This is a genomic window from Sinorhizobium chiapasense, assembly GCF_036488675.1.
Classification (GTDB): domain Bacteria; phylum Pseudomonadota; class Alphaproteobacteria; order Rhizobiales; family Rhizobiaceae; genus Sinorhizobium; species Sinorhizobium chiapasense.
On record NZ_CP133148.1, the window covers coordinates 130556 to 142894 of the forward strand.

Consider the following 12339-nt stretch of genomic DNA (forward strand, 5'->3'; position numbering starts at 1 on the left):
GTGTGACGGTTTTCCGTCCGGAATTGCGTGGTTTCAAAGAGTTAGATCATTTCGCTGTTTCAATGAAACAATGAAATGATCTAGAGCGCCGTGCGTTCATGTGAACGCACAAAGGACGCTCTAGCACTTTGATTCTAGAGATCTTGCCCGCTTTCAGTGATTCCACTTGAAAGCGGGATGCTCTAGCCGCGCAAATCCTTGCGCAGGATCTTTCCGACATTCGACTTCGGCAACTCGGTCCGGAATTCCACGTGTCTCGGCCGCTTGTAGTTGGTGAGATTGGCGGCGCAATGGCGCTTGACGTCCTCTTCGGTGAGGTCCGGATCCTTCCGCACCACGAAAAGTTTCACAGCCTCGCCCGAATGCGGATCGGCAATTCCGATGGCGGCACATTCGAGGATGCCCGGGTGTGTTGCCGCGACCTCTTCGATCTCGTTCGGGAAGACGTTGAAGCCGGAAACGAGGATCATGTCTTTCTTGCGGTCGACGATTTTCGTCAAACCCTCGGTGCTCATGAAGCCGATATCGCCGGTGCGGAAAAAGCCGTCCGGCGAGATCGCCTTGGCCGTTTCGTCCGGCCTTTGCCAATAGCCGGCCATGACCTGCGGACCGCGGATGCAGATTTCGCCAATCTCGCCGACCGGCAGCGTGTTGCCTCCATCGTCGCGAATCTCGACTTCGGTGGAGGGGAGCGGCATGCCGATCGTGCCGGTGAACTCGCCCGTGTCGAGCCGGTTGGCAGTGGCGACCGGTGAAGTCTCGGAGAGTCCGTAGCCTTCATGGATCGGGCAGCCGGTCATCGCCAGCCAACGCTCGGCCACCGGCCGCTGCACGGCCATGCCGCCGCCGAAGGTCAGCACGAGCGACGAAAAGTCGAGCTTCTTGAACTCGGCGTTGTTCATCAGCGCGTTGAACAGGGTGTTGAGGCCTGGGAAGATGTTCGTCCGGTACTTGCCGAGCTCCTTGACGAAGGCGGGAATATCGCGGGGATTGGGGATCAAGATGTTGTTGCCGCCCGTCGAGAGGCCCATCAGCGAATTCACCGTCAGCGCGAAGATATGATAGAGCGGCAGCGCGCACATGAAGGTCAGGTTTTCCGGGCGCGGCTTGCGCCGAAAGGCGGTATCCAACCACAGCCCCATCTGCGCCATGTTGGACAGAAGGTTGGAATGCGTGAGGGTGGCTCCCTTGGAAACGCCCGTCGTGCCGCCGGTATATTGCAGGAAAGCGACATCCGACGGCGCCACATGAGGCGTCGTGAGGGTCAGTTTCGCGCCCCGGCCAAGCGCGGCCCTGAAGGAGAGATGTCCCGGGATCGACCAGGCCGGCACGAGCTTCTTGACGCGCCGCACGACGAGATTGACGACCGCGCCCTTCGCGCCGAGCATGTCGCCCATGCTGGCGACCACCACATGTTTGACCGCCGTGCGGGCCACGACCTGCTCGACCGTGTGCGCAAAATTCTCCAGCACGAAGATTGCCTTGGCGCCCGCATCGACGAGCTGGTGCTCGAGCTCGCGCGGCGTATAGAGCGGATTGACGTTGACCACCGTTAGCCCCGCACGCAGGATGCCGTAGACGATCACCGGGTTCTGCAGGATGTTCGGCATCATCACTGCAACGCGATCGCCCTTGCTGAGGCCGAGCGATTGCAGCCACGCCCCGATAGCGGCGGAATGGGTGTTGAGAGCGGCGAAAGTCAGCGACTTGCCCATGCAAGTGAACGCCGGGCGCCAGGAATATTGCGCGACCGCGTGGTCGAAAAACTCACCGATGGAGCGATAGGGCAGGGGGCCGATTTCGGCCGGCACGCCGGGCGGATAGGATTTCAGCCAGATTTTTCCCGTGTTGGAACCCGCCTGCTGCGAGCTTGTTTCCGCCATGACCTCTCTCCCTCTGGTCGCCATTGACCGGCCGCGCTCACGGCGAAGAAAAATCCCTCCCGATCTTCCTCTCCGTCGAAGATGAAGCTTTTGCATCATCTCTTCAAGCCGTGATTCCGATTATATGACCTTGACGTAAACATCAACAACAGGGCGTGCGCGACACACTGGCAGAACGCACGAGATTTCGACGCGCGCCGCCGCACAAATCCTTGCGGCAGTTGGCAAACAATCCATACCGCACCGCAACATAATCCTCCTCCAGCATCGCTGGTGCCACGCCGCTCGCGGCATCTCGATTTTTAAGCAGCGGCCTTCAACCAGGCACGTCGGTGCGGTCCTCGGCCTTACCGGCTTCGCCATCTCCTTCGTCTCGATCCTCGTCGGCCGCAGGAAACGGTGGGCAGCGCGAGCCTGCGGAGAGCCCAGTTGGCTGGAAATTTTGCACGACATCTTGAGTGTGCCTATATTTCCCTGTCATGTCGCGCCGCTAACGTCCGCGGCAATCGGCCTCCCATCGGAAACTGAGTGTCAACACAGCAGATGGGCTGGCAAGGTCTCGGGTTTGTTGTAAGGTTTCTAAAAGACGGAGGATGACAGGTGCAATTGGGCAGTCGTGAACGAGAAAACCTTCCCGCGGAGCCGAGGCTCTTCGGGCAGCCGGCCCATTCACGTTCCGCCCTCGTCCTGCCGATCTCGGCCGCACGCTGGTTGCTCGTCCTCGTTCTGCTCGCGGGGGTCTATTTCTTCCACGGCTTCGTGGTGCCGGTGCTCGCTGCCGTCGTCATCGGCTTTGCGAGTTGGCCGATTTACAGACGGCTGCTTGAGGCGGTGAACGGCAACCGCACCCTGGCAGCTACGATCGCCATCGTCTGTGTCGTTGCGTTCATCGTGGTGCCTATTTCGCTCGCTGCCGTCTACGCGGTCGACGAGGTGCGCGACTGGCTTGTCTGGGCAGTCGAGACGAATGCCAATGGCGCGTCGGTGCCCGCCTGGCTGACGACGATCCCGATTGCCGGCGCTTGGCTCGGCGAGCAATGGGTCAAGTATATCGGCCATCCGGGCGCGCTCGGCGAGCTGGTGCAGCTCGTCAGCGGCTCGAATATCGGCAATATCTATCGCGGCGTGCTGGTGGTCGGCGCGTCCGCCTTCCAGTCCTTCCTGACGCTCCTCTTCATGCTGATCACGCTGTTCTTCGTCTATCGCGACGGTCAGTCCTTCTCGAAGCAGCTCGACCATCTCGGCGAGCGGATCTTTCCCATGCGCTGGGAACGGCTGTCCCGCGTCGTGCCGCTCACCATCAGCTCGACGGTGACCGGCATGGGCATCATCGCGATCGGCGAAGGCATCGTTCTCGGCGTGGCCTACTGGCTCGCCGGCGTGCCGTCACCGGTGACGCTCGGCATCATCACCGGCATCATGGCGTTGGTGCCCGGCGGCGCACCGCTCTGCTTCACTCTGGTGTCGATCTATCTGGTTGCAAGCGGCTCGCCCGTGCAGGGAGTCGTGCTCTTCGCCTGGGGCACGACCGAGCTTTTCATCGTCGACAAGACGCTGAGGCCGAAACTCGTCGGCGGACCGATCAAGCTGCCGTTTCTGCCGACCTTCTTCGGTCTGATTGGCGGCGTGAAGACGATGGGCTTCCTCGGCCTCTTTGTTGGCCCCGTCCTCATGGCGCTGCTCGTCGCCATCTGGCGGGAATGGCTGCACGAGGTGACCACGCAGCCCGAGCAGCCGACCGTCAACCATATCTCGCGGGCGGATATATCCGTGAAGTGAAGTTTTTCTGGTGACTGGCAAGGACAGCCCGGAATCAATGCTTGGCCCTTCGGCTGGCATCCGACAGGATGATATTTCCCTGATCTCAGCGAAAAGTTAGAATTTTCAGCGGCTTAGAGTATTGCGGCGATCGCCGCGCGGCCCGCAGGGTTCCTGCGTGCGACGGTGAACGCGGCGGCACGTCAGCCGGCCCGTCTATATAAGTTTTTTATTTCTTTGCTCTCCAGCCTCTCTCGAACCTTTATGCGGTTGGCGCGATATTGTGGCCGGATTTAGTCTTCGTGCGCCTCCTATCAGGCTCGCGGAGAATATCTGTGCGCCGTTACGTGCACAAGGGCTGCTGCGGTTAGTCGTCATAAGAAAATAGGAGTGATGCGGATGGATTTCGTCGTCCTGTCGATAGGGGTTTTGTTTTTCGCGTTGTCTTTCACCTACGCCAATGCGTGCGACAAGCTTTAGAAGTGTGAATAAAATCATGTTCGTCGACTACATTCTTGGTGGCGCCGTAACGGTGTTTCTTCTCACCTACCTGATCTACGCGCTCGTTCGCCCAGAGCGGTTTTGATCGCACAATATCCGGAAAGCTACGTCTATGACTCTCAACGGATGGATACAGATCCTCGTCTTCTGCGGGATCGTCATCTTGCTCGTGAAGCCGCTTGGCGGCTACATGACGCGCGTCTTCAACGGCGAGCGCACCATTCTCTCGCTCATCTTCGGACCGCTCGAGCGCGGCCTCTATCGGATTGCCGGGACGAGCGAACGCGAGGAACAGCACTGGACGGCCTATGCCGCGGCGCTGCTGTTCTTCAACCTTGCCGGCTTCCTGCTCCTTTATTTCCTCCAGCGCCTTCAAGGTGCCCTGCCGTTCAATCCGGCCGGCATGAGCGCCGTGCCGCCGGAGCTCGCCTTCAACACGGCGGCGAGCTTCATGACCAATACCAATTGGCAGAACTACGGCGGCGAGAGCACGATGTCCTACCTCGTGCAGATGGCCGGGCTGACGGTGCAGAATTTCGTGTCGGCTGCAACCGGCATTGCCATTGCGGTGGCCCTGATCCGCGGCTTCGCCAGGGCATCGGTAAAGTCGCTTGGCAATTTCTGGGTCGATATGACCCGAAGCACGCTTTATGTGCTGCTGCCGATCTGCGTTGTGCTGACGCTCGTCTATGTCTATCTCGGCATGCCCCAGACCCTCGGCGCCTACGTCAACGCGACGACGCTTGAAGGCGCACAACAGACGATCGCCGTCGGGCCTGTCGCCTCGCAGATCGCCATCAAGATGCTCGGCACCAATGGCGGGGGTTTCTTCAACGCCAACGCCGCGCATCCCTTCGAGAATCCGGACGCAATCTCCAATCTGATCCAGATGGTGTCCATCTTCGCGATTGGGGCGGCCATGACCAACGTCTTCGGCCGCATGGTCGGGAACCAGCGGCAGGGCTGGGCGATCCTTGCGACAATGGGTCTCCTGTTCCTCGCAGGCGTCGTTGTCTGCTATTGGGCGGAAGCTGCGGGCAACCCGCTCGTCCATGCGCTTGGCCTCGAAGGCGGCAACATGGAAGGCAAGGAAGTCCGCTTCGGAATTTCGCTCTCGGCCCTCTTTGCAGTCATCACGACGGCCGCCTCCTGCGGCGCGGTCAACGCCATGCATGGCAGCTTCACCGCGCTCGGCGGTCTCATTCCGCTGATCAACATGGAACTGGGGGAGATCATCGTCGGCGGCGTCGGCGCCGGCTTCTACGGCATCCTGCTGTTCGTCGTCCTGGCGGTCTTCGTCGCCGGCCTGATGGTTGGACGCACGCCGGAGTATCTCGGCAAAAAGATCGAGGCGAAAGAGGTCAAAATGGCCGTCCTCGCCGTGCTGTGCCTGCCGGCCGCGATGCTGATCTTTACGGCCATTGCCGCGGTCCTGCCGACGGGCGTCGCCTCGATCGGAAATCCCGGCCCGCACGGCTTCTCGGAGATCCTCTACGCCTACACTTCGGGTGCAGCGAACAACGGCTCTGCCTTCGGCGGGCTGACCGGGAATACGCCCTGGTACAACATCACCATCGGTATCGCGATGCTGATGGGGCGTTTCTTGGTGATCATCCCGGCGCTCGCGATCGCTGGCTCGCTCGTCGCCAAGAAGACCGTGCCTGCCTCGGCCGGAACGTTCCCGACCGATGGCGCGCTGTTCGTCGGCCTTCTGGGCGGCGTCATCCTGATCGTTGGCGGTCTGACCTTCTTCCCGGCCCTCGCCGTTGGCCCGATCGTCGAGCATCTCGCCATGCTTCTCGGACAGACCTTCTGAAGGTGATGTCATGGAACAGCCGTTCTACCAGTCACGCAAACACGTCGACCCCCGCACCAGCCAGATGGCGTGGGGACCGGTCGAGCCTCCGCGCATATCGAGCATCCTTCTCCTGATGACGGGCGTCATGGTGCTGGTCGTGCTCCTCGTCGAGGCGCTCATTCCGCTGTTCACGGCGACCTGACGGATCGCGGTCACTTAAGAACTTCAAGCTGGAGTCTCCTATGAGCCAGTCCAAATCCGCGAGCATCATGGACGCTCGCATCCTCGTGCCCGCCATGGGCGATGCATTCCGCAAGCTCAATCCCAGGAGCCTTGCCAAAAATCCGGTGATATTTGTTGTCGCCGTCGTTTCCGCGCTCACGACCATCCTTTTGTTCAGGGATCTCGCGACCGGTGGCGACAATATCGGTTTCTCGTTCCAGATCGTTCTCTGGCTCTGGTTCACCGTGCTTTTCGCCAATTTCGCGGAAGCCGTCGCCGAAGGCCGCGGCAAGGCACAAGCTGAGTCTCTGAGGCGCACACGCACGGAAACGCAGGCCAAGCTGCTGACGGGCGGCGACCGCACGAGCTTCAAACTCGTGCCCGGCACCAGTTTGAAGGTCGGTGACCTCGTCCTCGTCGAGGCCGGCGACATCATCCCGTCCGACGGCGAGGTGATCGAAGGCGTGGCCTCGGTCAACGAGGCGGCGATCACCGGCGAATCCGCTCCGGTCATCCGTGAGTCCGGCGGCGACCGTTCGGCCGTCACCGGCGGCACCCAGGTGCTGTCGGACTGGATCCGCGTGCGGATCACCGCGGCGGCGGGCTCGACCTTCATCGACCGCATGATCTCGCTCGTGGAGGGCGCCGAACGTCAGAAGACGCCGAACGAGATCGCTCTCAACATCCTGCTTGCCGGGATGACGCTGATCTTCCTGCTGGCGACGGTGACCATTCCGAGCTTCGCCACCTATGCCGGCGGCTATATCCCGGTTCTGGTGCTCGTGGCACTCTTCGTGACCCTGATCCCGACGACGATCGGCGCCCTGCTCTCCGCGATCGGCATCGCGGGCATGGACCGCCTCGTGCGCTTCAACGTGCTTGCCATGTCGGGCCGTGCGGTCGAGGCGGCCGGCGATGTCGACACGCTGCTGCTTGACAAGACCGGCACGATCACGCTCGGCAATCGCCAGGCGACGGAGTTCAAGCCGGTCGCGGGTGTCACGGCAGAGGAACTTGCCAATGCCGCTCAGCTCGCCTCGCTTGCCGACGAGACGCCGGAAGGCCGCTCCATCGTCGTGCTTGCCAAGGAGAAATATGGCATCCGCGCCCGCGAGATGGGCAGCCTGCATGCCACCTTCGTGCCCTTCACGGCGCAGAGCCGCATGAGCGGCGTCGATTTCGACGGCTCGAGCATTCGCAAGGGTGCCGTCGATGCCGTGCTTCGGCACGTGGACCACACGGTAGCGGCGTCCGCGAACGGCCTTGGGAGTGTCGTGGCGCCGCGCGAACCGCAAGCGGCCCGCGAGATCCAGACGATCGCGGATGAAATCGCCAAGTCCGGCGGCACACCGCTCGCCGTCGTCAAGGACGGCCGGCTGCTTGGCGTCGTTCATCTGAAAGACATCGTCAAGGGCGGCATCCGCGAGCGCTTTGCCGAATTGCGCCGCATGGGTATCCGGACCGTTATGATCACCGGCGACAATCCGATGACGGCGGCCGCGATCGCCGCGGAAGCCGGCGTCGACGATTTCCTTGCGCAAGCCACGCCCGAAAACAAGCTCAGCCTCATCCGCGAGGAGCAGGCCAAGGGCAAGCTGGTGGCGATGTGCGGTGACGGCACCAACGACGCTCCCGCGCTCGCCCAGGCCGACGTCGGCGTCGCGATGAACACCGGCACGGTCGCGGCGCGCGAAGCCGGCAACATGGTCGATCTCGATTCCGATCCGACCAAGCTCATCGAGATCGTCGAGATAGGCAAGCAGCTGCTGATGACGCGCGGCGCCTTGACCACCTTCTCCATCGCCAACGACGTTGCGAAGTATTTCGCGATCATTCCGGCAATGTTCCTGGCCTTCTATCCGCAACTCGGCGCGCTCAACATCATGGGGCTTGCCACCCCTCAGAGCGCAATCCTGTCGGCAATCATCTTCAACGCGCTGATCATCGTCGCGCTGATCCCGCTCTCGCTGAAAGGCGTGAAATACAGGGCTATCGGCGCCGGCGCGCTGCTGTCGCGAAACCTCATGATTTATGGCCTCGGCGGCATCATCGTGCCCTTCGTCGGCATCAAGGCGATCGACGTCGTCATCACCGCGCTTGGCCTCGTATAAGGATCATCTCGATGTTGAAACAACTCAGACCCGCGATCGTCATGATCATCGCATTGACCGTCATAACCGGACTGGTTTACCCGCTCGGGATGACCGGGATCGCTCAAGCGCTTTTCCCGTATCAGGCCAATGGCAGCCTGATCGAGAAAGACGGCAAGGTGATCGGCTCCGAGCTGATCGGCCAGGCTTTCAGCGGTGAGGGCTACTTCCATGGCCGTCCCTCTGCCGCCGGCGACGGGTACAACGCTGCCGGATCCAGCGGCTCCAACCTCGGGCCGACGAGCGCGAAGCTGATCGACCGCATCAAGGCCGATGCCGAGGCGCTGAAGGGGGAGAACCCCTCTGCGCCGGTGCCGATGGACCTCGTCACGACTTCCGGCAGCGGCCTCGATCCTCATATTTCCCCCGAAGCCGCCTACTTCCAGGTACCGCGGGTCGCAGGGGCACGTGGCATGGACGAGGCCGCGGTCAGGGCACTCGTCGACGGCCACGTCGAGGCGCGGGAGCTCGGTTTCATGGGCGAGCCGCGCGTGAACGTGCTCGCGCTCAACCTTGCGCTCGATAGCGCAGGAGCGCAATAAGGCGAAGCGTCGGAGCCCGTTTCACGATGGGCTTCGGCGTTCTCAACGAGGGAAGATGAATGGTTGACGAGAGACACGGTACTGATACCCGACCGTCGCCGGACGCTCTCCTTGAAAGCGCCGAACGCGAGACGCGCGGCCGGCTGAAGATTTTCCTCGGCGCAGCGCCTGGTGTCGGCAAGACCTATGAAATGCTGGTCTCGGGAAGAGCGCGCAAGGCCGAGGGAACAGATGTCGTCATCGGCGTCGTCGAGACCCATGGTCGCAAGGAGACCCAAGCGCTTGCCGAGGGGTTCGAGGTTGTCCCGCGCAAGAGGGTCGACTACAAGGGCCACCTCCTCGATGAGATGGACATAGACGCCATCCTCACGCGCCGCCCGGAACTGGTTCTCGTCGATGAGCTTGCCCACACCAATGTCGACGGCAGCCGTCATGCCAAGCGCTACCTCGACGTCGAGGAAATCCTCGCCCGGGGCATCGACGTCTACACGACGCTGAATGTCCAGCACATCGAAAGCCTCAATGACGTGGTCGCGCAGATCACGCGCATCCGGGTGCGCGAAACCGTGCCGGACTCGATCATCGATCGCGCCGACGACGTCGAGATCATCGATCTCACTCCCGATGACCTGATCAAGCGCCTGCATGAGGGCAAGGTATACCTGCCGAAGACGGCGAAACGGGCGATCCAGAACTACTTTTCACCCGGCAACCTGACGGCCCTGCGCGAGCTCGCCTTGCGTCGCACGGCGCAGCGTGTCGACGAACAGCTCGTTAGCCACATGCAGGCGCATGCCATACCGGGCCCATGGGCGGCGGGAGACCGGGTCCTCGTCTGCATCGACGAGCGGCCGCGCGGAGCGTCGCTTGTCCGCTATGCCAAGCGTCAGGCGGATCGATTGCGCGCGCCCTGGGCGGCGCTTCACGTCGAGACGTCACGCTCGGTCAACCTCTCCGATGCCGACAAGGACCGGCTTGCGGCGCATCTGCGGCTCGCGGAGCAACTGGGCGGAGAGGCAACGACGGTTCCCGGGGCGAACGTGGCGAGCGAGATCCTTCGCCATGCGGCCGCGAACAATGTCACGCAAGTGATCGTCGGAAAGCCCAGCAAGTCCCGATGGCGCGAGCTCGTCGAAGGATCGGTCTCGCATGACCTGATCCGGCAGGCGGGCGACATCAGCGTGCACGTAGTTTCCGGAGCAGCGGCGGCGCCCGCCGAGCAGCGCGGCGTCAAGACCGCGCCGGCGCCGACACAGGTCAGGCTCCGCCCCTATCTCTGGAGCACGGTCTATATCGCCACGGCACTCGCACTCGGCGCGCTGCTGGACCAGGTCCTGGACGTTCAGAACATAGCGCTCGTGTTTCTGATGGCGGTGCTGATTTCGGCGCTGACCGGTGGACTGTGGCCGGCACTCTATGCCTGCGTCGCGAGCGCGCTTGCTTTCAACTTCTTCTTTCTCGATCCGCGCTACACCCTGACGATCGAGGACCCGGAAAGCGTCCTGGCGCTCGTCTTCTTTCTCGTGGTCGCGGTGATCGCGAGCAATCTGACGGCGCGCGTGCAGCGGCAGGCAATCGCCGCGCGGCAGCGGGCAAGGACGACCGAAGACCTCTATCTCTTTTCGAAGAAGCTCGCGAGCACCGGCACATTGGATGACGTGCTGTGGGCCACGGCCTACCAGATCGCCTCCATGCTGAAGGTGCGCGTCGTCATCCTCCTCCCGGAGGAAAATTCGATCGAGGTCAAGGCGGGTTATCCGCCCGACGACACGCTGGTCGATGCCGATATCGCCGCCGCCCGCTGGGCATGGGAACATGACCGGCCGGCGGGCCGCGGAGCCGATACGCTGCCGGGCGCCAAACGCCTCTATCTTCCTCTGAAGACCGGCCGCACGGCGATCGGCGTGGTGGGGCTCGACAATGACAAGCAGGGACCGCTGCTGACACCGGAGCAACAGCGGCTCTTCGATGCGCTTGCCGATCAGGCGGCGCTTGCCATCGAGCGGATCCAGCTTGTCGCCGACGTCGATCGGGCGAGGCTGGCGGCGGAGGCGGACAGGCTCCGCACTGCGCTGTTGACGTCGATTTCCCATGACCTCAAGACGCCGCTTGCGGCGATCATGGGAGCGGCGGGCACGTTGCGTGACTATTCGGCCTCCATGCCGGAGGGCGATCGCGTGGACCTCCTTTCGACCGTCGTCGATGAATCCGAGCGTCTCAATCGGTTCATCACCAATCTCCTCGACATGACCAGGATTGAATCCGGAGCGACGCAGCCCAACGCCTCCTCGCATTACGTCGGCGACATCGTCGGCACCGCATTGAGCCGGGCGAACAAGATCCTGGCAAGCCACAGGACGCTGATCGACATTCCGCCGGACCTGCCGATGCTGAAGCTCGACCCCGTCCTGTTCGAGCAGGTGCTGTTCAATCTTCTCGACAATGCTGCCAAATATGCCGCGCCAAACTCGACGATCCAGATCCGCGGCTGGGCAGACGGCAACGTCGTTCTGTTGCAGGTCATCGACGAGGGGCCGGGCATTCCGGCCGGCGACCTCGAGCGTGTGTTCGATTCCTTCTATCGCGTCGAAAAGCGCGATCATGTCCGGGCGGGCACCGGGCTCGGCCTTTCGATCTGCAGGGGGTTTGTCGAGGCGATGGGCGGTACGATCTCCGCCGGAAACAGGACGGACCGATCGGGCGCGATCTTTACGATCAGGATGCCCATTCCGGCGGAAAGGCCAAATCTGGAAAATCTGACATGACGATCTCTGCCGTGAAAATACTGGTCGTGGACGACGAGCCGGCGATCCGGAAGCTGCTTCGCGTGGGCCTGACGACCGAAGGCTATGCGGTAATGGAAGCGATCAACGCCAAGGACGCGATCGCCCAGGTGAGCGCGGAACAGCCGGACGTGATCCTGCTCGACCTCGGCCTGCCCGACATGCCCGGCCACGACCTCCTTGGCAGATGGCGAAACGAGGAAGCGCTGGATTTGCCGATCGTCATTCTCTCCAGCCGCACCGACGAGACCGGCATCGTCAGGGCGCTGGAGGTCGGTGCTGACGACTACGTGACAAAACCATTCGGCATGAAGGAACTCGTGGCGCGCATCCGGGTCGCGCTTCGGCACAGGTTGCAGCAGCAGGGAGAGCGGCCGGTCTTCAAGACCGGCGAACTTTCGGTCGATCTCGTCAAACGCATCGTGAAGATCGGAGACAAGGAGATCAAGCTGTCGCCCAAGGAGTACGATATTCTGCGCGTGCTCGTGCAGCATGCGGGCAAGGTCATCACGCACCAATATCTGTTGAACCAGGTCTGGGGCGGGTCGACCGACGTCCAGTATCTCCGCGTCTATGTTCGCCAGCTTCGCCAAAAGATCGAGCGAAGTCCCGATCAACCTCAATACATCACGACCGAGACCGGCGTCGGCTATCGCCTGCGCGAGGTCGATTAGGTGCTCAAGGGCATCATCGCTCTTAGAC

At 62.2% G+C, this 12339-nt stretch carries 9 protein-coding genes; 8 read left to right on the forward strand and 1 reads right to left on the reverse strand.

The genetic code is table 11. The annotated features are described in order from the left end of the window. Positions 1-182: 182 nt before the first annotated feature. Entirely contained in the window at positions 183-1907 is a 1725-nt protein-coding gene (locus RB548_RS00620) for a long-chain fatty acid--CoA ligase (protein WP_408642388.1), read from the reverse strand. A 576-nt stretch (positions 1908-2483) separates the two neighbouring features. Here RB548_RS00620 and RB548_RS00625 point away from each other — a divergent pair. The 8 genes from RB548_RS00625 (at position 2484) to RB548_RS00660 (ending at position 12311) form a co-directional block, all read left to right on the forward strand. Beyond that, entirely contained in the window at positions 2484-3662 is a 1179-nt protein-coding gene (locus tag RB548_RS00625) for an AI-2E family transporter (protein WP_331373149.1), read from the forward strand. A 475-nt stretch (positions 3663-4137) separates the two neighbouring features. Continuing rightward, positions 4138-4227: a K(+)-transporting ATPase subunit F gene (gene kdpF / locus RB548_RS00630; protein WP_331373150.1), complete on the forward strand. Its 90-nt coding sequence runs from the start codon at positions 4138-4140 to the stop codon at positions 4225-4227. A gap of 27 nt (positions 4228-4254) precedes the next feature. After that, positions 4255-5958, forward strand: a complete 1704-nt coding sequence (gene kdpA, locus RB548_RS00635) for a potassium-transporting ATPase subunit KdpA (protein WP_331373151.1) — start codon at positions 4255-4257, stop codon at positions 5956-5958. A gap of 10 nt (positions 5959-5968) precedes the next feature. After that, positions 5969-6142: a hypothetical protein gene (locus RB548_RS00640; protein ID WP_331373152.1), complete on the forward strand. Its 174-nt coding sequence runs from the start codon at positions 5969-5971 to the stop codon at positions 6140-6142. 40 nt (positions 6143-6182) lie between these two features. Beyond that, on the forward strand, positions 6183-8273 hold the full coding sequence (gene kdpB, locus RB548_RS00645) for a potassium-transporting ATPase subunit KdpB (protein ID WP_331373153.1): 2091 nt from the start codon (positions 6183-6185) through the stop codon (positions 8271-8273). Positions 8274-8284: 11 nt separating this feature from the next. After that, on the forward strand, positions 8285-8854 hold the full coding sequence (gene kdpC, locus RB548_RS00650) for a potassium-transporting ATPase subunit KdpC (protein ID WP_331373154.1): 570 nt from the start codon (positions 8285-8287) through the stop codon (positions 8852-8854). Positions 8855-8913: 59 nt separating this feature from the next. After that, positions 8914-11619 carry a sensor histidine kinase KdpD gene (locus RB548_RS00655; RefSeq protein ID WP_331373155.1) on the forward strand — a complete coding sequence of 902 codons (2706 nt, stop codon included), beginning with the start codon at positions 8914-8916 and terminating at the stop codon, positions 11617-11619. Continuing rightward, complete coding sequence (locus RB548_RS00660; RefSeq protein WP_331373156.1) at positions 11616-12311, forward strand: response regulator transcription factor; 696 nt, start codon at positions 11616-11618, stop codon at positions 12309-12311. Before RB548_RS00655 ends, RB548_RS00660 begins: the two co-directional genes overlap by 4 nt. Positions 12312-12339 lie beyond the last annotated feature (28 nt).

Excerpts from the sequence above, each read along its gene's own strand:
- RB548_RS00620 (WP_408642388.1), bottom strand. The coding sequence starts at position 1,907 with ATGGCGACCAGAGGGAGAGAGGTCATGGCGGAAACAAGCTCGCAGCAG.
- RB548_RS00655 (WP_331373155.1), top strand. The coding sequence starts at position 8,914 with ATGGTTGACGAGAGACACGGTACTGATACCCGACCGTCGCCGGACGCT.
- kdpB (WP_331373153.1), top strand. The coding sequence starts at position 6,183 with ATGAGCCAGTCCAAATCCGCGAGCATCATGGACGCTCGCATCCTCGTG.
- RB548_RS00660 (WP_331373156.1), top strand. The coding sequence starts at position 11,616 with ATGACGATCTCTGCCGTGAAAATACTGGTCGTGGACGACGAGCCGGCG.
- kdpA (WP_331373151.1), top strand. The coding sequence starts at position 4,255 with ATGACTCTCAACGGATGGATACAGATCCTCGTCTTCTGCGGGATCGTC.
- RB548_RS00640 (WP_331373152.1), top strand. The coding sequence starts at position 5,969 with ATGGAACAGCCGTTCTACCAGTCACGCAAACACGTCGACCCCCGCACC.
- kdpC (WP_331373154.1), top strand. The coding sequence starts at position 8,285 with ATGTTGAAACAACTCAGACCCGCGATCGTCATGATCATCGCATTGACC.
- kdpF (WP_331373150.1), top strand. The coding sequence starts at position 4,138 with ATGTTCGTCGACTACATTCTTGGTGGCGCCGTAACGGTGTTTCTTCTC.